This is a genomic window from Streptomyces sp. NPDC104307 (assembly GCF_055584045.1).
On the sequence record NZ_JBVJMU010000026.1, the window covers coordinates 18,842 to 39,054 of the forward strand.

The 20,213-nt window shown below is 69.1% G+C and carries 18 protein-coding genes and 1 pseudogene; 11 read left to right on the forward strand and 8 right to left on the reverse strand.

What is annotated here, in order from left to right:
- Positions 1 to 6 precede the first annotated feature (6 nt).
- The 4 genes from ACZ601_RS37215 to ACZ601_RS37230 form a co-directional block, all read right to left on the reverse strand.
- Positions 7 to 519: a SigE family RNA polymerase sigma factor gene (locus tag ACZ601_RS37215; protein WP_469546215.1), complete on the reverse strand. Its 513-nt coding sequence runs from the start codon at positions 517 to 519 to the stop codon at positions 7 to 9.
- A 180-nt stretch (positions 520 to 699) separates the two neighbouring features.
- The gene (locus tag ACZ601_RS37220) at positions 700 to 1,059 is read right to left on the reverse strand and encodes a helix-turn-helix domain-containing protein (protein WP_469546217.1); all 360 of its coding nucleotides are present in this window, start codon (positions 1,057 to 1,059) and stop codon (positions 700 to 702) included.
- A 149-nt stretch (positions 1,060 to 1,208) separates the two neighbouring features.
- Positions 1,209 to 2,180, reverse strand: a complete 972-nt coding sequence (locus tag ACZ601_RS37225; protein ID WP_469546219.1) for a hypothetical protein — start codon at positions 2,178 to 2,180, stop codon at positions 1,209 to 1,211.
- Between the two features lie 115 nt (positions 2,181 to 2,295).
- Complete coding sequence (locus ACZ601_RS37230; RefSeq protein ID WP_363222411.1) at positions 2,296 to 2,721, reverse strand: peptidase inhibitor family I36 protein; 426 nt, start codon at positions 2,719 to 2,721, stop codon at positions 2,296 to 2,298.
- 268 nt (positions 2,722 to 2,989) lie between these two features.
- On the opposite strand from ACZ601_RS37230, the gene ACZ601_RS37235 reads away from it, so the two are divergent.
- The 8 genes from ACZ601_RS37235 to ACZ601_RS37270 all read left to right on the forward strand — a co-directional run bounded on the left by ACZ601_RS37235 (position 2,990) and on the right by ACZ601_RS37270 (position 14,590).
- Positions 2,990 to 3,475, forward strand: coding sequence for a hypothetical protein (locus ACZ601_RS37235; protein ID WP_469546221.1), 486 nt, complete (start codon positions 2,990 to 2,992; stop codon positions 3,473 to 3,475).
- A gap of 23 nt (positions 3,476 to 3,498) precedes the next feature.
- Positions 3,499 to 4,953 (forward strand): peptidoglycan-binding protein, encoded by a 1,455-nt coding sequence (locus tag ACZ601_RS37240; protein WP_469546223.1) that lies wholly within the window; start codon positions 3,499 to 3,501, stop codon positions 4,951 to 4,953.
- Positions 4,950 to 5,687 (forward strand): ABC transporter ATP-binding protein, encoded by a 738-nt coding sequence (locus tag ACZ601_RS37245; protein WP_469546225.1) that lies wholly within the window; start codon positions 4,950 to 4,952, stop codon positions 5,685 to 5,687. The genes ACZ601_RS37240 and ACZ601_RS37245 overlap by 4 nt, the downstream gene beginning before the upstream one ends.
- Positions 5,688 to 5,722: 35 nt before the next feature.
- Positions 5,723 to 6,934: an ABC transporter permease gene (locus ACZ601_RS37250; protein WP_469546227.1), complete on the forward strand. Its 1,212-nt coding sequence runs from the start codon at positions 5,723 to 5,725 to the stop codon at positions 6,932 to 6,934.
- Positions 6,935 to 7,028: 94 nt separating this feature from the next.
- The gene (locus tag ACZ601_RS37255) at positions 7,029 to 7,721 is read left to right on the forward strand and encodes a demethylmenaquinone methyltransferase (RefSeq protein ID WP_073733152.1); all 693 of its coding nucleotides are present in this window, start codon (positions 7,029 to 7,031) and stop codon (positions 7,719 to 7,721) included.
- Between the two features lie 133 nt (positions 7,722 to 7,854).
- Entirely contained in the window at positions 7,855 to 9,138 is a 1,284-nt protein-coding gene (locus tag ACZ601_RS37260; protein ID WP_311303867.1) for a geranylgeranyl reductase family protein, read from the forward strand.
- 281 nt (positions 9,139 to 9,419) lie between these two features.
- The gene (locus ACZ601_RS37265) at positions 9,420 to 14,210 is read left to right on the forward strand and encodes an RHS repeat-associated core domain-containing protein (protein WP_469546231.1); all 4,791 of its coding nucleotides are present in this window, start codon (positions 9,420 to 9,422) and stop codon (positions 14,208 to 14,210) included.
- Between the two features lie 8 nt (positions 14,211 to 14,218).
- Positions 14,219 to 14,590 (forward strand): DUF6193 family natural product biosynthesis protein, encoded by a 372-nt coding sequence (locus ACZ601_RS37270; RefSeq protein ID WP_469546233.1) that lies wholly within the window; start codon positions 14,219 to 14,221, stop codon positions 14,588 to 14,590.
- A 208-nt stretch (positions 14,591 to 14,798) separates the two neighbouring features.
- On the opposite strand, the gene ACZ601_RS37275 is transcribed toward ACZ601_RS37270, so the two are convergent.
- Positions 14,799 to 15,278 carry an ATP-binding protein gene (locus ACZ601_RS37275; RefSeq protein ID WP_469546236.1) on the reverse strand — a complete coding sequence of 160 codons (480 nt, stop codon included), beginning with the start codon at positions 15,276 to 15,278 and terminating at the stop codon, positions 14,799 to 14,801.
- A 624-nt stretch (positions 15,279 to 15,902) separates the two neighbouring features.
- On the opposite strand from ACZ601_RS37275, the gene ACZ601_RS37280 reads away from it, so the two are divergent.
- A complete protein-coding gene (locus ACZ601_RS37280; RefSeq protein WP_440576326.1) occupies positions 15,903 to 16,253 on the forward strand; it encodes a MerR family transcriptional regulator in 351 nt (116 codons plus the stop codon).
- A gap of 66 nt (positions 16,254 to 16,319) precedes the next feature.
- On the opposite strand, the gene tgmC is transcribed toward ACZ601_RS37280, so the two are convergent.
- Positions 16,320 to 17,480, reverse strand: a complete 1,161-nt coding sequence (gene tgmC, locus ACZ601_RS37285; RefSeq protein ID WP_469546240.1) for an ATP-grasp peptide maturase system methyltransferase — start codon at positions 17,478 to 17,480, stop codon at positions 16,320 to 16,322.
- Between the two features lie 136 nt (positions 17,481 to 17,616).
- Here tgmC and ACZ601_RS37290 point away from each other — a divergent pair.
- Positions 17,617 to 17,712, forward strand: a pseudogene (locus ACZ601_RS37290) (hydroxymethylbilane synthase); the annotation flags it as partial.
- A 621-nt stretch (positions 17,713 to 18,333) separates the two neighbouring features.
- Here the strand turns inward: ACZ601_RS37290 and ACZ601_RS37295 are convergent.
- Both ACZ601_RS37295 and ACZ601_RS37300 read right to left on the reverse strand, forming a co-directional pair.
- The gene (locus ACZ601_RS37295; protein WP_401457247.1) at positions 18,334 to 18,534 is read right to left on the reverse strand and encodes a DUF397 domain-containing protein; all 201 of its coding nucleotides are present in this window, start codon (positions 18,532 to 18,534) and stop codon (positions 18,334 to 18,336) included.
- An 11-nt stretch (positions 18,535 to 18,545) separates the two neighbouring features.
- On the reverse strand, positions 18,546 to 19,400 hold the full coding sequence (locus ACZ601_RS37300) for a helix-turn-helix domain-containing protein (protein ID WP_469546244.1): 855 nt from the start codon (positions 19,398 to 19,400) through the stop codon (positions 18,546 to 18,548).
- 269 nt (positions 19,401 to 19,669) lie between these two features.
- On the opposite strand from ACZ601_RS37300, the gene ACZ601_RS37305 reads away from it, so the two are divergent.
- Positions 19,670 to 20,125: an ATP-binding protein gene (locus tag ACZ601_RS37305; protein WP_469546246.1), complete on the forward strand. Its 456-nt coding sequence runs from the start codon at positions 19,670 to 19,672 to the stop codon at positions 20,123 to 20,125.
- The last annotated feature ends 88 nt before the right edge of the window (positions 20,126 to 20,213 follow it).

A 20,213-nucleotide genomic window follows, 5' to 3' on the forward strand; every position in this document is an offset into this window, starting at 1 on the left:
TTCTCCTCAGCTTCGGGTGGTGTAGAGGTGTGCGTCGCCCAGCCGCGTACGCAGGGTGGCGAGCGCGCGCGAACACTGGCTCTTCACGGTGGACGGGCTGCACCGCAGCAGTTCGGCCACGGTCTCCACGCTCAGGTCCTCCCAGTAGCGCAGTACGACCATCGCCCGTGCGCGGGGCGGCAGTTCGGCCAGCGCGGCCAGCAGGGTGACCGTCAGTTCGGGTCCGACCGCCGGTGCGTGCGCGGCGATCGGCGTATGGGCACGGACGTCGCGCAGCCGCCGGCGGCGCTCGGCGATGTAGGTGCGGGTCAGCACGGTCCTGGCGTAGGCGTCCGGGTGGTCGGCGGCGCTCACCCGGTGCCAGTGCTGGAACAGCTTGGCCAGCGTCGTCTGGGTCAGATCGCGGGCCGCCTCCGCGTCGCCGCACAGCAGGTACGCGGTCCGGTACAGCCGTCGCTGGCCCGCCCGCGCGAACTCCTCGAAGCTGTTGCCGGCGTCCCGGCCGGTCCCCGCGCTCATCCGGCCCCCTTCACGGTCCGTCGTGGTCTCTCCTCCTGTTACTGAGAGCGCACGGGCCGGAAAGGTTGAAGCCGAATTCAAACCCGTGTCCGAATCCCGGACAGGACGGTGCGAAGCGGGGCGGGGCCTCGGCGGCCGGGTGAGCAGGGCGGGGGAAACGGCCGGGTCCGGATGGCGGGGTCAGGACTGTTCGGGCCCCGGCACCGCAGGAGTCGCACAGGCCGAGGAGACGGCCGCAGGCTCCGGGAACACCGGCGCGCAGGCGCTGCACAGAGACGGCAGGCCCCTGCGGTGCAGCGCGGACAGCAGGCAGAGCCTGAGCCTCGGTATCCCGTCGAGTTTCGACCGGATATTGGTGAGGTGGAACTTCACCGTCCGCGGAGAAATATGCAGACGGGCCGCGATCTCCTCATTCGACGGCGCGCTGTGCAAGGTGGCGAAAAGCTGCTCTTCCGTGGCGGTGAGCGGACGGAGAGGCGGTGGTACGAGACGGGTCGCGGACGGGCTTTCATGCGGGTCGTCAAAAGCCCGGTCGTCCATGACCGGGCCGGTACAGACAAGGCATTGAACCGTCATGATCCCCCCAGGGTGCTGGTTCAAGAGCGGCAGGAACGTAGCACGGAGGGCGCACGGATTCTGGGCGCGGACCACGATGCGGGCGCCGCGAGAGGGGGGTTCGGGGCGATTTTTCAGGGCGACGCAATGAGTGAAGCGGCGAGTTTGAGTCGATTCTTGAGCTGCTTCTTTGCCAGGTCGAGCGTTTCTGCATTCTTGTCGATCTGCCGCTTCTGGTAAGCGGACTGGACCGCGAAGTACACGCCGACCAGGCCGACTTCCTTTTTGCAGGCGACATCAGCCCTGGCGGCGGTGATGGCGGCGGGGGTGCCGAGAGCGTCGTCGGTGATGCCCAGCTCTGTGGTGGCGTTCATCGGATCGCTCGCTGTGTGTCCCTTCCGCGCCATGCAGCCGGACCAGCGCTTGTTGACCTTCTTGGTACGGGAGTCCTCGCGCGAGCGTGACTCCGCCTGGGACTTGAGGTTGAAGACGTACAACGCGTCCACGGCGTTCGGCTCGGGGGCGTACAGCTTCAGGAACGCCTCACGTCCACAGCCGCCGACGGGCACCGCCCTGCCGTTGATCCGCTGCTTGCCGCCGCCCTTCTTCTCGGCCTCCGCCTGGCTCCTCGGCATGTCGCCGGGGGTCAGATCGGGTGCGCCGTGCAGCGCGATCTCCTCGGACGGGGTGAGGCTCTGCGGAGTCCGCCGGGGCGCTTGTGCTTCTCCTGGGTTGCCGTAGCCGTACTGGGCCGCCTCGCTCGCGTCCACCACTCCGAAGACCCGTGCGTTCGACCGGCCGGATTCGGCGGAGGCGGGTCGCGACGGGAGGCTGTAGCGGAAGCCGAAGCGTTCCATGCAACGGGAGATGAGAACGCCCTGGCCTTCCTGTAGCGCGGCGGCCTCCTCCTGCGTCGCGTCGTAGGCGTCCAGGGGGAACCGTGCCCCCACGGTGCTGAGCATCGTGGGAGTGGCCGAGATCTCGGGTTCCGACGCCCCGTCGGTCTGCCCCTTGTCGGTGGGGGAGGAGCAGGCGGCGAGAAAGGCGGCGGCGCAGATCGCGACGGCGGAGCGGTGGAGGTGGCGGCGGCCGGGGAGCGGGTGCATGCGGATCCTTCGCGGGTGGCCTGGTCGTACGATGTGGCAGCCGCTGTTCTGCCCGGCGCTTACGGGCAGAACAGCGGTGCGTATCAGCGGGTGGTGGTGTACGTCTGCGGGCCGGTCAGAAGTAGTACGCCGACGAGATCTCGTTCTTGAACGTGGCGGACGCGTTGCCGTAGTAGTCGAGCGGCAGGGAGCCGTGGATACCGCCTCGGAGCGGATTGGTGTACACGTCCCAGGTGGTCACGTCGCGATTCCAGTACGACGCGGTGTTGTCATCGGGGGTCTGGTTCTGACCGGGGCAGGTCTGCGAGGTGGTCGACGAGACGAAGCGGTCGTCGGAGAATCTCTCGTCCGAGTAGAGCAGGTCGAAGACGCAGCCGACGTAGTTCGAGTTGTAGTAGAGCCCGAACTCTCCGCTGTCGACGTTCCCGTTCTTGTGTCCGGCAGCGGTTGCCGTGCCGGCGGTCGTGAGTATCAGCCCGGTGACCGCGGTCGCGGCCAGGGTGATACCGGTCAGCCGCCGCATAGCGGTTGAACGAGTCATTTGGTCTCTCCTCCATGTGCTGACGGGTCGTGCTGGGGCTGATGAGTCGTGAGCGCCAGCAATTCAATGCGGCGTGCATGGAGATGGGTACTGCCCTCAAGGACAGTTGTTGTCCGCGAACGGGCTCGGTATCTTGGCTGTCCGATACTTCGTCACCGGCCGCCAAGTCGCCTGTCGAGAGCGTCTGTTGGATGCGTGATGAGCGGCGTCCGCCTCATGCGCGGTGACTGTTTCCCCCACGCCGCTGTTTCTCTCCCGGGAGTCCTGTATGCGCCCCGTTCCTGCTGTCGCCAGATGCGCCGCGGCGCTGGTGCTGCTCTCCCTCGTGACCGCCGGATGCTCCGGCTCGACGGCCACCGGGCAGGCGAAGCCCACCCGGGAAGCGACGGACACCGCGTATTACCGATGCCTGGAGGACCAGGGGATCCCGTTGGACACGACCGGCGACGGCGGGCTGCGGGTCAAGAAGGGGCAGAACAACGACACGGCCATTCTGGCGGCGGAGAAGGAGTGCGTAGGTCTCCAGCCCTCACCGACCACGGTGCCCGCGTCCGAGGAGGACATGGAGCGGGCCAGGAAGCTGAGCGCCTGTCTTCGGGAGCACGGGGTCAAGGGCTATCCGGAACCCGGTCCGGACGGGGCTGCCCCACTCAGCGGTGAGATGGCCCACGCGATGAAGACGAACCCCGACTACCGCAAGGCGAACCGAGTGTGTGACCCCCGGCCTGCGGGCGACACAGTAGTCGGCGGCTGACCTGTCCGGGGGAGAGGTCTTCGATGAGCAGCGAGCCTGTTGAGCCTGACGACAGCACCCAGAACGAAGAGGGTGGCGGCATCGACGGGCAGGCGCCGGACAGCGGGCTGGCCCGGCGCCGTCGTTGGGTGGTTGCGGTCGCCGTCGCCGCCGCGGTGCTCGGCGCCGCCGGGGTCGGTGCGTCGATGGTCATCAAGTCCCCCGCCCAGGCAGCGGCGGAAGCCCGTGCTCCGAAGGAGGATGTGCTGACCGCGGTGGTGGAGCGCCGGGTCCTGGTGTCCTCGGTGATCACCCGGGGCCAGGTGCGGGCGGGGCAGACCGTGAACGTCTCCCCGCAGGTGTCCGGCGGCGGCGAGGGAGCCACCGGCGCGGTCATCACCAAGCTGCCGGTCAAGGCGCAGGACGTCCTGAGCAGTGGTCGCCTGCTGATGGAGGTCTCCGGCCGCCCCGTGTTCGTGCTGCGGGGGAGGGTTCCGGTCTACCGGGACCTGCGCCCCGGCAGTGAGGGCGATGACGTCGGGCAGCTCCAGAAGGCGCTGCGGGACCTCGGACACCCCACCGAACCTGACGCGGACGGCACCTTCGGCGCGGGGACCAAGACGGCGCTCAACTCCTTCTACGCGTCCATCGGCTACGAACCGCTGCCGGCCCAGGATGACGACGGCGAAGGGGTCGGGGCGGCCGCGGAGGCGGTGCGGTCGGCCGAGCGGGCGCTGGAGGATGCCAAGGACTCCGGCCCCGCGGCGAAGGGCGATGCCGGCACCCCTGCCGATCCGCACAAGGCCGTGGAACGGGCCGAGGAGGACCTGGCCGACGCACGCGCCGACTATGCGGAGATACAGGCGAAGTCGGGCCCGATGCTGCCTGCGGGCGAGACGGTGTTCCTGGACAGCTTCCCGGCCCGGGTGAGCGCGGTGCAGGGCGTCGTGGGCGGCAAGGTGTCCGGAACGGTCATGACGCTGTCCTCGGGCAGGCTGGCCGTCCGGGCGTACGTCCCCGAGTACCAGAAGGGGCTGTTGCGTGCCGGCCAGCACGTGGAGATCTACTCGGAGGCCACCGGGGTGTCGGCGCGCGCCGAGGTCACCCGTGTCGCCGATACGCAGACGGCGCCGGACCGGAGTGACGCCGAGCCCGGGGCGGGCGGAGGCGAGGGTGGTGGCACTCCGGCAGCCGGACCCGTGGGCTATCTGGTGCAGATCACTCCGGACAAGTCGCTTGATGCCCAACTGTCGGGTCAAGACGTGCGGTTGACGATCGAGGCGGCTTCGACCGGCGGTCGGGCACTGGTGGTTCCGATCACCGCGATCACGGCGGGCGCGGACGGCAGGACGGTAGTGACCGTGGCCACCGGGTCCGGAGACCAGAAGCGAGTGGAGGTACGTCCCGGCACATCCGGCGACGGCTACGTGTCCGTCCAGCCTGTGGCGAAGGCCGCCCTGCGCGCGGGCGACAGAGTGGTCACCGGGGTGCGGAAGTGACTGAGCCCGAGCCCGAGCCCGCACCCGTACCCGTACCCGTACGCGTCCCCGTACCCGTCATCGAGTTCCGCCAGGTCGCCCTGACGTATCCCGGCCCACCGCCGGTCGCCGCCTTCCGGCCCTGCGATCTGGTGATCGAACGGGGCGAGTTCGTGACCGTCGTCGGTCCTTCCGGCTCCGGTAAGTCCACGTTCCTCAACATCGCAGGTCTGCTGGACGCCCCGACCGGCGGCAGCTACCTCCTCGACGGCCTGGACACCGGAGCGATGAAGGACGGCGACCGCACCGCGCTACGCGGCCGCCGGATCGGCTTCGTCTTCCAGTCGTTCCACCTCCTGCCCCACCGCAGCGCCCTGGAGAACGTGACGCTGGCCATGGTCTACAGCGGCGTCGCCCGCAAGGAGCGCCGCCGACGGGCGAACGAGGCCCTGGTACGGGTCGGGCTCGGGCACCGTGTCGACTCCCTGCCCACCCGGCTGTCCGGCGGAGAGCGGCAGCGGGTGGCGATCGCGCGGGCGCTGGTGGCCAGGCCCTCCCTGTTGCTCTGCGACGAACCGACCGGCAACCTCGACACGGCCAACGCACGCTCTGTGCTGACCCTGCTCGCGGACCTGCACGCCGATGGCATGACTGTGCTGGTGATCACACACGACCCGGAGGTGGCGGGACGCGGCGCGCGTACGGTCACGATCCGCGACGGCGTGCTGCACGAGCGCGAGGGGGCGGCCACGTGATCCGAGGGAGGCTGCGAAGGCGCCGGAGCCGCCTGGTGGAGTCCTCGGTGTTCTCCTCCGGCGACCTGCTGGCCGAATCACTCGCCGGCATGCTCCAACGTCCCGCCCGGTCGGCTCTGACCGCGCTCGGAACGGTCCTCGGTGTGGGGACGTTCGTCGCGATCCTGGGGCTGACCGCCACGGCCTCCTCGCAGATCGACGCGCGCTTCGACTCGCTGAGTGCCACGGAGGTGTCGGTCGAGGACAAGGCCTCGGAACGATACGAGTTCGCGGAGCCCGCGTTTCCGCCGGACGCCGACGTGCGGGTGGAGAGGCTGAACGGGGTGCGCAGCGCCGGGGTGTACTGGCCGGTGCGTCTGGCCGCCGACGTCACCGTGCGCTCCGCCCCGGTGGGCGGTACGGCCGGTGGCGGGCGGACGCAGGTGATCGCCGCTTCCCCCGGCGTACTGGAGGCGGCCGAGCCCTCGCTGGCCCAGGGCCGGATCTACGACGATCTGATGTCCGACGACGGTGCGTTCGTCGCGGTGATCGGGTCGGGTGTCGCGGCCCGGCTCGGAATCACCACTCTGGAGACCCGGCCGGCCGTCTTCGTCGGGGACCAGCCGTTCACCGTCACCGGGATCATCGAGAACACCGAACGCAAGGCGGACCTGCTGCTGTCGGTGGTCGTCCCGCGCACCACGGCCGAGAAGGTCTGGGGGCCGCCCGAGGGTGGCAGTGCGACGATGCTGGTCTCGACGGAACTGGGCGCCGCCCAGCAGATCGCCAGGCTGGCCCCGACCGCGCTGCGACCCGACCACCCCGAATACCTCAAGGCGCTCCCGCCGCCCGATCCCCGGATGCTCCGTTCCGGAGTCAGCGGCGACCTGAGCCAGCTGTTCCTGCTGCTGGCGGGCATCTGCCTGGTCATCGGGGCGGTCGGCATCGCCAACACCACCCTGGTGTCGGTCCTGGAACGCACCGGCGAGATCGGGCTGCGGCGCGCCCTCGGCGCACGGGCCAGACACATCACCCTCCAGTTCCTCGCCGAGTCCGGTGTGCTGGGAGCGCTGGGCGGCCTTGTCGGGACCTCGCTGGGTGTGGTGACCGTGGTGGGGGTGGCGGTAGCCCGCGACTGGACCCCGGTCGTGCACCCGGCCACCGCCGCGGCGGCCCCCGCGATCGGTCTGGTCACCGGCGTACTGGCGGGGCTGTATCCGGCATGGCGGGCATCCCGTACCCAGCCCGCCGAGGCGCTGCGTCGCTGACCCCACACCCCCGGCCCCCGACGGCGGCCCCGCCCCGGCCCCCGACGGCGGGCCCGCCCGGTCGCTCCACCGGCGGACTGCTTGAATGGGAGGCGTGACCCGAGCCTCTCTGGACAAGCAGCCGCACGAAGTCGCCTCGATGTTCGACGACGTGGCGGCGAACTACGACCTGACCAACGACGTGCTCTCGCTCGGCCAGGCCCGGCTGTGGCGCAAGGAGGTCGCCAAGGCGGTCCACGCCCGGCCTGCGGAGAAGGTCCTCGACCTCGCCGCCGGGACCGCGACGTCCTCGCTGCCGTTCGCCGCGACCGGGGCGTACGTCGTGCCGTGCGACTTCTCCATCGGGATGCTCCAGGAGGGCAAGAAGCGCAACTCCTGGCTGCCGTTCACGGCGGGCGACGCGACGCGGCTGCCGTTCCGGGACGAGACGTTCGACGCGGTCACCATCTCCTTCGGGCTGCGCAACGTCCAGGACACGGACGCGGCTCTGAGCGAGCTGTACCGGGTGACGAAGCCGGGCGGCCGGGTCGTCATCTGCGAGTTCTCCCAGCCGGTCTGGACGCCGTTCCGGACCGTCTACACCGAGTACCTGATGCGGGCGCTGCCGCCGGTCGCGCGCGCGGTGTCGTCCAACCCCGACGCGTACGTCTACCTCGCCGAGTCGATCCGCGCCTGGCCCGACCAGGCCGGGCTCGCGGCGAAGCTCCAGCGGGCCGGCTGGTCGGACGTCGCCTGGCGCAACCTCACCGGCGGCGTGGTCGCGCTGCACCGGGGCGTCCGGGCCTGACGGCCCCCGGCGCCGGGGCGCGGGCGCGGTCGACATGGGGGAGCCCTTCGGGAGCTTGATCAGCGGGCCCCCATAGACTGCACGGGCCATGTGCCGCGCGGCACGCGATTTCGAGTCTTCGGGAGATCCGACCGTGACCGAGCCCCTGTCCGAACACAGCGCGGATGTGATCGTCGTCGGGGCAGGCCCAGCCGGCTCCACGACCGCGTACTACCTCGCCAAGGCGGGCCTGGACGTCCTCCTCCTGGAGAAGACGGCCTTCCCCCGCGAGAAGGTCTGCGGCGACGGCCTCACCCCGCGCGCCACCAAGCAGCTCGTCTCCATGGGCATCGACATCTCCGAAGAGGCGGGCTGGCTCCGTAACAAGGGCCTGCGCATCATCGGCGGCGGCGTCCGGCTCCAGCTGGACTGGCCGGATCTCGCCTCCTACCCGGACTACGGGCTGGTCCGCAAGCGCGACGACTTCGACGAGCAGCTGGCCCGTCAGGCGCAGAAGGGCGGCGCGCGGCTGTACGAGCGCTGCAACGTCGGCGCCCCGATCACCGACCCCCGCACCGGCCGGATCACCGGCGTGCACGCGAAGCTCGGCGAGGAGAAGACCCCGGTCACCTTCCACGCCCCGCTCGTCGTCGCCGCCGACGGCAACTCCACCCGGCTCTCCCTCGCGATGGGCCTGCACCGCCGCGAGGACCGCCCGATGGGCGTCGCGGTCCGTACGTACTTCACCTCGCCCCGCCACGACGACGACTACCTGGAGTCCTGGCTGGAACTCTGGGACCGCCGGGGAACGGAGGACCGCCTGCTGCCCGGCTACGGCTGGATCTTCGGCATGGGCGACGGCACGTCCAACGTCGGCCTCGGCATCCTCAACTCCTCGGCCGCGTTCAAGGAGCTGGACTGGCGCGAGGTCCTCAAGGCGTGGTGCGCCTCGATGCCGGAGGACTGGGGCTACACCCCGGACAACATGACGATGCCGATCCGCGGCGCCGCCCTCCCGATGGCGTTCAACCGCCAGCCGCACTACACCAAGGGCCTGCTGCTGGTCGGTGACGCGGGCGGCATGGTCAACCCGTTCAACGGCGAGGGCATCGCGTACGCCATGGAGTCGGGCCAGATCGCGGCGGACGTCATCGTCCAGGCCCACGCCCGTGCGACCCCCGCCCAGCGCGAACTGGCCCTGAACAACTACCCGAAGGTCCTCAAGGAGACCTACGGCGGCTACTACACGATGGGCCGCGCCTTCGTGAAGCTGATCGGCAACCCGAAGGTCATGAAGGTCGCCACCCAGCGCGGTCTGACGCACCCGCTGCTGATGAAGTTCACCCTCAAGATGCTCGCCAACCTCACCGACCCGACGGGCGGCGACGCGATGGACCGCATCATCAACGGCCTCTCGAAGGTCGCGCCGAAGGCGTGACCGGGGGCCTCAGGCGGACTTCGTAGCCGAGCTGCGTGAGCGCGAGGCGTCGGAGGAGACCTGCGGGCCGTACCTCGAAGGCGGCCCTGGCCGTTCTCCTCAACCTCAGAGCCCCGGGCCAACGCCCGGGGCTCTGAGGCGTCCGGCCCACATCCGGCCCACATCCGGCCCGCATCCGGCCTGGACCGGCTTGGAAAGGTCTTGGTAGAGCAGTCCAGGAATGAGATTCTCTTCGCATCTGCATTCAGTGAACGCAGCTTGGTTCGGGGGGACTTCGTACTGTGTCCGTAACTGTGCCCGATTGGGCCGATACTCTGCTTGACGTCATCGGAGTCAATTGGCCGAACGTCGACGAAGACGCGTACCGAGACATGGCCGACGCTCTCCGGGAGTTCGCCGAGGACGTAGAGGACGACGGTCACCTTGCCAACCAATACGTGCAACGTTTGCTCTCGTCCGGTCATGGTGAAGCCCTGGACGCGCTGGGCAGCCACTGGGGCAAGATCAAGAACAGGCATGTAAAGGACCTGGCCGACGGCGCTCGCACGATTGCCGGAGCCCTGGACAACGCGGCCACGGCGATCGAGGCCATGAAGTACGCGGCGCTTGTCCATCTGAGCGTGCTGGCGGGCAAGGCGGGCATCTCCATGGCCCTGATACCGGTGACCGGCGGGCTGTCCATGCTCATCGGCGGAGGAGCGATCGCGGTCGCCCAGCAGGCCATCCGCCGGGTCATCAAGGAGTGCCTGGAGGAGGTGGTCAGTTACATCGTCTCCGCTCTGACCGAACCGGCCGTCTCCGCGCTGGAGAACATGGCCGCGGATCTGGCGATACAGGTCGGCGCCAGCATGCTCGGGCTGCAGGACGGCGTCGACATGAACCAGGTCGGGCAGTCGGGCAAGGAGGGCTTCAACGAAGGGGTGGCGGGGGCCAAGGAGTCCTTCCAGCTCGCTTCGGCGAACGGTCCGGGGGGCGCACCCGGCAAGGGCGTGCACATCGAACACGGGGAGCACGACCGGGCCGGCACCAGCCTGAAACTGGTAAGCGTCGACATCCACGGCAAGACTGCGGGCAGGCTGGCCAAGGCCGGTACGCACCACAGCCGGACCCGGGGCAAGGACGATATCGCCGGCGCCCTTGATCCCGTGCTCGACAAAGCCATGAAGGCGCTGGGCAAAGCCAACAAGGCGATGGGTAACCACCTCGGTGAGGACCTGCCGAAGGCGGTCAAGGAGATATCCGAAGCCCAGAAGAAGATCGACCTGGATATCAAGGACCGGTTGTCCAAGGTGCGCAAGGACGACGGAGAACCCCTGCCGCGCACCCGAACACGTCAGGGCTCCGCTCGCACCAAGGCGGACGTTCTGAAGAACGCCAAGGACGAGCCGCGCCGGCACAGCATCTCTCTGGACAAGAAGATTTGCGAGAACGACCCGGTGGACGTCGCCACCGGTGAGATGACCCTGCCGCAGACCGATGTAGCCCTGCCTGGAGTACTTCCACTCGTCCTCCGCCGGACACATCTCTCCGGATACCGATACGGCCAGTGGTTCGGCCGCAGCTGGGCATCCACGCTGGACGAGCGCATCGAGCTCGACCCGCTCGGCGTCGGCGCGGTGTGGTCGCGGGAGGACGGTTCGCTCCTCGTCTACCCACGGCTGCCGCTACCCGGTGACGACGACGGCGTCCTGCCCCTTGAGGGTGCCCGTCTCCCGCTGGTGCACGGCGGACAGGACAACGCGGAGACCACCTATCGCGTCACCGACCCGCACACGGGCCTGACCCGTTCCTTCCGTGGAGGCCCGTACAACACGTCGTCGGCCTACTGGCTCGGAGAGATCGAGGACCGCAACCTCAACCGGATCTCCTTCGTCCGCCTCGGTGACGGCAGTCCGTCAACGGTCGCCCACTCCGGCGGCTACCGGATCGATCTGGCCGTCGAAGACGCGCGAATACGAGAGATGTCGCTGCGTACGCCGGACGGCCCGGTCACCGTCACGCGCTACGACTACGACCACCTCGGAAACCTCGGCAGCGTCGTCAACTCATCAGGGCTGCCGCTTCGTTTCACCTACGACGCGGACGCCCGGATCACGTCCTGGACCGACCGTAACGACTCCACTTTCCGCTACGTGTACGACGATGCCGGTCGCGTCGTCCGCACGATCGGCCCGGCCGGCTACCTGTCGTCCACGTTCGCATACGACGTCCACCCGGAGACCGGCGACCGTGTCACCCGGTACACGGACTCTCTCGGCGCGACCAAGGTCCATCACTTCAACAACCGGCTCCAGGCCGTCGCGGAGACCGATCCGCTGGGCGGCATCACCCGCAGTTCCTTCGACCGCTACGACCGGCTCCTCTCCCGAACGGATCCGCTCGGCCGGACCACCGCTTACGCGTACGACGATCACGGAAACCTGACCCGGATCGAGCACCCTGACGGCAGCTCCGCCGACATCGAGTACAACGACCTGAACCAGCTCACCTCCGTCACCGGCCCCGACGGCGCGACCTCGCGGCAGGAGTACGACGACCGGGGCAACCCGACGCTCTTCACCCGGCCGAACGGCACGACAACCCGCCTCACCCATGGAGCGGATGGCCAGCTCACCGGTGTCGACGACTCCCTCGGCGCGCTGGACCGGCTGCGCTGCGACAGGGCCGGTCTTCCGCTGGCGGTGCGCGGGCCGCTCGGGACGGTCACCCACTACACCCGCGACTCGTTCGGGCGGGCGGTGAGGATCACCGACCCGCAGGGCCGCACCACCGAGCTGGAATGGACCGTCGAGGGCAGACCCGCCCGGCGTACGGACCCCGACGGCTCGCAGCAGTCGTGGACGTACGACGGCGAGGGCAACTGCCTCGTCCACACCGATGCGGCGGGCGGCGAGACCCGTTTCGAATACACGCACTTCGATCTCGTCTCCGCACGCATCACACCCGACGGTGCGCGCCAGGAGTTCACACACGACTCCGAACTGCGCATGTCCCGTGTCACCAATCCCCAGGGGCTGACCTGGGACTACATCTACGATGCGGCGGGACGCCTCACCTCGGAGACCGACTTCGACGGCCGCTCTCTCAGCTATGCACACGACGCCTGCGGGCACCTCACCTCCCGCACGAACGCTCTGGGCCAGACGGTCCGCTACACCCGCGACACGGCGGGCCGAATCACCGCCAAGGACGTCGGCGGCACGGTCACGCACTTCGACTACGACATTCACGGCCGCCTTGCCTCTGCGACAAGCCCCGGCACCGAGCTGTCCTACGTCCGCGACAGTTCGGGCAGGGCCCTCCGCGAGATCTGCGACGGCCGCGAACTGAGCAACACCTACGACGAGGCCGGCCGCCGTACTCGCCGGGTCACACCGTCCGGTGCTGTCAGCAGCTGGTCCTTCCCCAGCGGGCTGCGAGCCGAACTGAACGCTTCGGGGCGACACGTGGTCTTCGCCTTCGACGAGGCGGGGCGCGAGACGACCCGCCGGATCGGTGACGCGCTGACCGTGGAACACGCCTACGACCCCGCAGGCCGCCTGACCGACCAGAGTGTCCGCACGCCCGGCGACCGGATACTCCAGCGCCGCTCGTACACGTACCGCGCCGATGGCCACCTCACCTCGGTCGATGAACTGACCAGCGGGCACAAGCGGCTGGAGGTCACTGGTGACGGCCGGGTCACCGGTGTCACCGCGGAGAACTGGTCGGAGCGGTACGCGTACGACGAGGCCGGTAACCAGACCACTGCCTCCTGGCCCGGTACGGACCCCGCCACCGGCCCGCGCGAGTACACCGGCACCCGCATCACCCGGGCCGGCCGCTGCCGCTATGAACACGACGCCCAAGGCCGGGTGGTCCTGCGGCAGAAGGCCCGACTCTCCCGCAAGCCCGACACCTGGCGTTACGGCTGGGACGCCGAGGACCGCCTGATCTCGGTCACCACACCGGACGGCACGCGCTGGCGCTACCTCTACGACGCCCTGGGGCGCCGCGCCGCCAAACAGCGACTGTCCGGGGACGGAGCGACAGTCTCCGAGGAGGTGACCTTCACGTGGGACGGCGACACCCTGTGCGAACAGACCACCTCCACACCGGGCACCCCGGACTCCGTCACCCTCACCTGGGATCACGACGGTGTGAAGCCGGTAAGCCAGGTGGAACGACGGCTCGTGGACGAATCTGAAGTCGACCAGCGCTTCTTCGCGATCATCACCGATCTCGTCGGCACACCGCGTGAACTCATCGACGAGCACGGCGAAGTGGCATGGCACACCCGCGCCACCCTGTGGGGCACAACCTCGTGGAACCGCGCCGCCGACGCCTACACCCCGCTGCGCTTCCCGGGCCAGTACTTCGACCCCGAATCGGGACTCCACTACAACCGCCACCGCCACTACGACCCCGAAACCGGCCGCTACCTCTCCCCCGACCCTCTCGGCCTTACCCCCGCCCCGAACGCGATCGCCTACGTCGACAACCCCACACGGTGGATCGACCCGCTCGGGCTGGCGGGGTGCCCGCACCGGAGCGGGCAGGACCGTCACAGCGTGGTGCTGGGGGTGAACCAGGATCCCACGAACGCCTCAAACTCGCTGGCCGCGCACCTCCGCGCCAACGGCGAACCAGGAGCACACACTTACAACGGGGGCGACTACGCCCAGATCGAGCCGTCCGGGCCTGTGTGGATGACGAACGTCATGGCCGCTGTGGGCGATCGAGACACCACCTTGTTCATCACTCTCGACGGGATGCCGAACAGCAGGGGGGAGTATGGCAACTGGAACACCCCGGAGACCATCGTGGACGCCTTCCAGACTGCCGTTCGGAGCGGCCAACCATTCAGTACCACCCCCGGGAACTATCCGGGCCCAGGCTTGGGGACGGCTTGGGAGATGAGCGTCGTCGCACGCAATGTGCGTATGTACGAATCTGATGTGATGTTCAACGAGCCTGATCCACTCGGACGCCCCTGGGAGGAAATAAAATGGTACTCAGGCAATGAGGAAGTCGAAAATGTTCCGAAGCCGGACATTCCCGAGGTGCAACCTCCTAAACCCAGAAAGGGATGAATCGTCAAATGGTAGATGATGAGGACCGCCTGCGAGCGGCAGAAATCGTCGCAGCGAAATGGAAGACGGTCCTCGACTCCAGCGACGGATTGATCGACCCGGCTATGCCCCGAGCGGCGTACGCGGACCCTCGCCTGCGAGAACTATTTCCCGTGGTGAGCCACGGTGCCCTTTACTTCAGCCGGTGCATCCGATCCCCGTGGACCCAGGATGTGGGCGCCCTGTTCCCCCGCGGTGGCGGCGGGTTCGTGGTGATCCGCAACTCCGACGGCGCCACCCTCGGCGAGCCCGAGACAGTGGAGGGGGCAGTCGATCTGATCGTCGCCAACCTTCCCGAAGGATGCGGCCCCGTCATCGACGGAACGGCTGACGACCTGTAATCAAAGGATCTTGGTGGCCGGACTTACGATCGTCGCACTCGTAGCCTTCTCGGTGGCCTCTTCGACGGAACCTACGAGCGGCGCACGCTGACGGTGGACGGCATGGAACTTGCCAACCTCACCGACCCGACGGGCGGCGACGTGATGGACCGCATCATCAACGGCCTCTCGAGGTGGCGGGCCGGACGTCCGGCAAGGGCGCCGGGTGTCAGAGGCAGTGGCTGCGGATCGCCGCTGACCGCTGTGCGGTGGTGGCGCTTCCCTCCGTGGCGCGGTGCCGGCCGAGGCGGGCGCGGATCGTCTTCCCCTGCCCCGGGCCGGGGATCGTGGTCACGTCGTCGGCGAGATGGCGGACCATGTGCCAGCCGAAGCCGCCCGTGCCGCCGCTCAGGTCAGGGGTCCGTTCGTGCGGGGGTACGGAGCTGGGGTCGCTGACCGCCACGTGCACCGCGTCGGCGGTGGCGCAGAGGCGGAGGGTGTAACGGCCACCCCCGTGGCGCACCGCGTTGGTGGCGAGTTCGGACACCACCAGGGCGAGAGTGTCCGCCGCTTCGGCTTCCAGTGCCGGGTCAAGACTGTGCGCGAAGGTACGGGCGGCATCGCGGGCGCGAGCCACGCCCGCCGTGCTGTCGTCCTCGATGACCAGGGGCGCGGGCTCTGCCGCACTGGTCGTCGCTGTGCTGTTCATGTGCGATCACCCCACTGCGTCGGTTTTTGCCGCTGAGTGGGTGCTAGTGCCCGGCCCACCGGACTTCACACGCACAGTGGAGCAATTTCCCTCACATGGGTACAGCAGGAAGCCCCTGACTACGCAACGAAGAAAAACTGTCATGGCGGGAGTAGACATCCGGCTTTCGGCGTGAGTAGTGTTTTCCTCGTAGCCAGGACGGAAAAGACGGCACGGCAGACACGAACTGCCGTGCGTGCAGGACCAGAACAGGATGCGGAACGGCGGTGGAGTGGCGGAGCCGGAAACGGTGGGTTCCCTCACTGACAGCCGGGCCGAGCGGCCCCAGGGGCCGCACGCAGTACCGCAGGACCCGCAGTAACGACCGATGTTTCGAACGAGGTAAGGAGCAGACGCCATCAGGATCGCCCGGGTGGGAAGAAGCGCCACTCGGGTACCGCAGGCCCCAGAACGGAAGGTGGTCCCCGGTCACGCATATGCGATCCCCGCACCTCTGCCCTCCCAGGCGGACAAGCGGAACAAGATGGCCGGCGCAGTCAGCCGGTAGATGGTGTTGAAAGCTCGGGGCCCGAATGCCGCAAGGCACTCGGGCCCCTCGGACATGTCCCCGAAAGAAGAGGTGCTATGCCCCCTCACAGTCCCCGCCCCGCCGACACCCTCGACGATGACGACTACCCCGCCTACACCATGGGCCGGGCCGCCGACATGCTCGGCACCACCGCCGCCTTCCTCCGCGCCCTCGGCGAGAACCGGCTGATCACCCCGCTGCGCTCGGACGGCGGCCACCGCCGTTTCTCCCGCTACCAGCTGCGCATCGCCGCCCGAGCCCGTGAGCTCGTCGACCGTGGCACGAAGATCGAGGACGCCTGCCGCATCGTCATCCTCGAAGACCAGCTCGAAGAAGCCCAGCGCATCAACGCCGAATACCGCCGCGCGGCCGAATCGGGAAACCCGCAGGCAGCGGCCTCCCGCTGAGGGGCGCGGCTGAAGTCTGTGGTGGTCGGTACGTCTCCGGTGCGGGCGGGGTCTGCGGGACGGCCCTTAGACGGGCAGCGTCCAGCCGGGGCCGTCCGGAGACCCCAGCCACACCCGCTGGGCGCGCGGGGTGATCGTCATACCGAACTCGGACAGGTGAGGCGAGCCATGGGCCTGCCAAAGGGCAACCGCGTCCTCGACGGCGTCCCACAGCCCGAGCGGGCCGCGCTGGATCACCGTCCATCCGTCGCCGTCCTCGGCCACCATGGTCCGCGCCTGCGAGCCCGTGGCGATGTCGAGCAGGATCTGCTCGTGCCCGGTGCCGAGCCGTTCGGCCGACGGCGCGGCGAGCTGTGCGACGAAGCAGCCGGTCCAGTCGTCGAGGAGGGCGGGGTCGATCCTGCTCCGCCGCTGTCCGCCCGGCAGCAGCTCGACGAGGCCGTGCGGGGGACGGTCGTGCGTGCGGGCCATCATGAACGAGGTGCACCCGGGCAGGAACCCGCCGGTCGCTCCGCCTTCGCCGTCGACAGTGAGCAGCACCAGACCTTGACCGCCGCCCCACCCGCCCAGCGTGACGAGCAGAGTGCCCCCTTCCTCGACCTGCCGGAGCAGGCCGTACGGGACATGGCGCATGGAACAGAACGCGAGGACGACGTCGTACGGGGCCCGGTCGGGATGTCCGCGCAGCCCGTCACCCGTGACCAGGGTCGGTGTGTGCCCGGCCGCGGCGAGGGCCTTGCGGGCGCGCTCGGCCACGCCGGGGTCGGTCTCGATCGCGGTGGTCCGGCCCTCGCCCGCGATCTCGCACACGTAGGCGGTCGACAGCCCCGTACCGGCGCCGATGATCAGGACCCGCGTGCCGGCGGCGAGCCGGGCCTGCTCGATCATCCAGAGGATCAGCCCGGGGAGGGTCGAGGACGACGTCGGCGTGCCGCCGGTGACCGGCCCGGTGGCGTCCTCCGCGAGTACACCGTCGATCTGCGTCACCCACGTCGTGTTCCGGTAGGTGAGGCGCATCCACTCCTCGGCAGGGACATCGGCGCGCCGGGTAGGCGTCCACACGGTGACATCCGGCGGATCGCTCGGCACGTAGACCGCGCTGCCGAGGAACGTCTCGCGCGGGACGATCCGGGCCGCGCGGAGCACGTCCGAGTCGTGCAGCAGGTCCTCGTTGACGAGCTGTTCGACGAGGCGACGGCGCAGAGTCGCGGAGTTCTCAGGGGTCATGTGTGGGCGCCCTTCTGGAGGATGTCAGCGAGCGCGCTCGCGATGGCTCGGATCGTAGGCTCGTTGACGCATGCCCACTGCCCGTTCGGATTGCATTCGAGGAACCACCACCGGCCGCCCCCGCTCCCGCTGGGGAGCGGGCCCGCTCGACCCGGCCACCCTCGGCACCTCCGTCGCCGTCAGCCTGCTGCGTCAGGGCGCGCGTGAACTGATCGACGGCATCGCGCACTGAGCGCCGGGGGCGTGAGGGTCAGGTGGAGCAGGGGGCGCACGTGCCACTCGATATGGCGCCCCTTGCGGAGCAACAGCGTGAACCCGCACGGCTCGCCGCGATGCAGCGCCCCGAGCGCCTGGACCCAGCCGCCCTGGTCCGCCCAGTAGAGCGCCCGCGCCGCCTCGCGCGGGGTCAGCCCGAGTACGTGGCTGGCGCGGAGCTGGACGCGGATGATGCGGATCGCCTCGCGCGGGCCGGGCAGGACGCGGAGGTCGACCAGTTCCGGTACGAAGCCGGTCGCGGGTCCGTACCGGAGTACTTCGAACCGGAAGCCGCGCTGGACGCGGGCCTCCACGGAGGTGGGGCGGGGTGACGTACGCATGGTCGACCGTCCGATCACAGCGTGTGGGCGCGCGGAAGTTGCGGGTGGCCCTCAATGGGCCTGTACGCAGGGGGAGTTACTGCGTCGCCCGGTGCGGGGGAGCGGTGCGCTCGGCCGGGGTGGCGACGTACGGTGACGGTAGCGTCACATGACCACACGGCGCAACCATGCCCCGGGGCATGTATGTAGTTGGAAACGCGCGAGAGCCCCCGGCCGCTGGCCGGGGGCTCTCGCGCGGGCGATGTGGCTGAAGGGTCCTACTGGGCGAAGTGGTCGAACTCGCCTGCCTTGACGCCCTTGATGAACGCGGCGAACTTGGCCCGGCTCGTGGTGGTCACCGCGCTGGGATCGTCGCTCTCGCGCATCAGGATCTGCTCGGCGTGCTGGGCAACCTCGACGCACTGCTCTCCGCCGCCCCCGGAAAAGGACGACTTCTGCCACTCGATCTCTGTGTTCATGCTGCGGATTATCACAGGTCCCGTGCGATGTGGTGAATGAAGCTGCGCGACTCCTCGGGTGCCAACGAGACCTGCCGCGCGAAGTCGAGCTGCATCCGGTATCGGTGGAGATCGGCTGTCGCGTCCAACTGGACGCCCCCGAAGGGTGCGTCGATGTGCACGGTGTCCAGCTGGGGCACCACCCCGCCCGCGTAGAGCACGGTCTGTGTGACCTCGACGAACTGGTCGCTCGCGAAGGGGATCACTCGCACCGTTACGGCCGGCCGGTCCGTCGCATCGAGCAGACGCTCAAGCTGACCGCGCGCTACCTTGCGGCCGCCGACCCGCACCCGCAGGCTTGCCTCGTGCACGATGGCCTCGAACTCGGGTGGAGCGTCGCGATCGAGCACCGATGCTCTGCGCATGCGGTGTTCGACCCGCGCCGCCACCTCGTCTTCGGGAAGCCTGGGGAGCACCCCCTCGAACAGGGCCCGGGAATACTCCGGAGTCTGCAGCAGTCCTGGCAGCGTCATGGCCTGGAGGCACCGCAGGTGGTCCGCGTGGTGCTCAAGCTCAGCGATGTTCAGGAATCCGGGTGCGAGGGTGCCCCGGTATTCGTCCCACCAGAACTGGCCCCGGTGCTCTCGGGATATGGCGCACAACGCCTCGATCAGTGATTCGTCGTCGCAGGTGTAGAAACTCGCGAGCCGACGGATCCGCTCCTCGCCGATGCCGCTGCGACCTGCCTCGATGTGGCTGATCCTGGCCTGGTCGGTGTTGATGCGCCCGGCTGCCTCGCGGGCAGTTCTGCCCGCGCGTTCGCGGAGCCTGCGCAGTTCGCTGCCCAAGCGGGCCTGGCGTGCGGTCGGGTTATCCCTTGGCGGCATGTCACCTTCTCCTGTTCGCGTGTGCAGTCTCGCAGGGCCCTTGCTGCTGTGCGACGGGGTCACCCCTGGGTATGAAACGAGAGGGACAGTCTTGCACCGGTACATGTATGGCCCCTAACGTTTCCAGATGTCGACCGGAAACGGATCGGTGCTCCGAAGTGCAGCCACCCTTACGCGAGTTCACCTTGCCCGGGGCCCGGCCGATGCCACGGTGCGCCGGAACGGCCCGGCCACGTACCGGAGACCCGCACCCGTAGGGAGACCGCGTCATGACCCCCGTAACCGTCCCGCCCCCGCCCGCCCCGTACCTCCCGCAGCGCGGCGAGCGATACCGGCTGATCGCACCGAACAGCCCCACCGCACCCCGCGTCGCCCGGGATTTCGTGGGGACGCTGCTGCACACCACAGAGCACCCCGGACTGGTCGACGACGCCCGGTTGTGCGTCAGCGAGGTGGTGTCCAACGCGCACTGCCATACGCGGTCGGCGCGCATCCGGGTCGACGTGACGGTGAACCGGCGTCAGGTCATGGTCTACGTGACCGACGACGACCCCGGCCGGCTGCCGAAACCGAGTGCCGCGCCCCACGGGGAGAACGGGCGCGGGCTCGTCATCGTCGAGAGCCTGACCGACCGGTGGGGCACCACGACGCGCGGCGGGCGGGTGCGGAACGCCAAGACGGTCTGGTTCGTCCTCGTCGAACCGGCTGAGGCCCCGACACGGTGATTCGCCGGCTGACCGAGCCGGTCACACGGCAGGCTGTTGAAGCGGCTCCCGCTGGGAATGTTCGCAGTGGTGGGCCAGGAACGGCAAC

Excerpts from the sequence above, each read along its gene's own strand:
- tgmC (WP_469546240.1), bottom strand. The coding sequence starts at position 17,480 with ATGACCCCTGAGAACTCCGCGACTCTGCGCCGTCGCCTCGTCGAACAG.
- ACZ601_RS37280 (WP_440576326.1), top strand. The coding sequence starts at position 15,903 with ATGCCCCCTCACAGTCCCCGCCCCGCCGACACCCTCGACGATGACGAC.
- ACZ601_RS37275 (WP_469546236.1), bottom strand. The coding sequence starts at position 15,278 with ATGAACAGCACAGCGACGACCAGTGCGGCAGAGCCCGCGCCCCTGGTC.
- ACZ601_RS37300 (WP_469546244.1), bottom strand. The coding sequence starts at position 19,400 with ATGCCGCCAAGGGATAACCCGACCGCACGCCAGGCCCGCTTGGGCAGC.
- ACZ601_RS37215 (WP_469546215.1), bottom strand. The coding sequence starts at position 519 with ATGAGCGCGGGGACCGGCCGGGACGCCGGCAACAGCTTCGAGGAGTTC.
- ACZ601_RS37295 (WP_401457247.1), bottom strand. The coding sequence starts at position 18,534 with ATGAACACAGAGATCGAGTGGCAGAAGTCGTCCTTTTCCGGGGGCGGC.
- ACZ601_RS37270 (WP_469546233.1), top strand. The coding sequence starts at position 14,219 with ATGGTAGATGATGAGGACCGCCTGCGAGCGGCAGAAATCGTCGCAGCG.
- ACZ601_RS37305 (WP_469546246.1), top strand. The coding sequence starts at position 19,670 with ATGACCCCCGTAACCGTCCCGCCCCCGCCCGCCCCGTACCTCCCGCAG.
- ACZ601_RS37235 (WP_469546221.1), top strand. The coding sequence starts at position 2,990 with ATGCGCCCCGTTCCTGCTGTCGCCAGATGCGCCGCGGCGCTGGTGCTG.
- ACZ601_RS37230 (WP_363222411.1), bottom strand. The coding sequence starts at position 2,721 with ATGACTCGTTCAACCGCTATGCGGCGGCTGACCGGTATCACCCTGGCC.
- ACZ601_RS37225 (WP_469546219.1), bottom strand. The coding sequence starts at position 2,180 with ATGCACCCGCTCCCCGGCCGCCGCCACCTCCACCGCTCCGCCGTCGCG.
- ACZ601_RS37240 (WP_469546223.1), top strand. The coding sequence starts at position 3,499 with ATGAGCAGCGAGCCTGTTGAGCCTGACGACAGCACCCAGAACGAAGAG.
- ACZ601_RS37220 (WP_469546217.1), bottom strand. The coding sequence starts at position 1,059 with ATGGACGACCGGGCTTTTGACGACCCGCATGAAAGCCCGTCCGCGACC.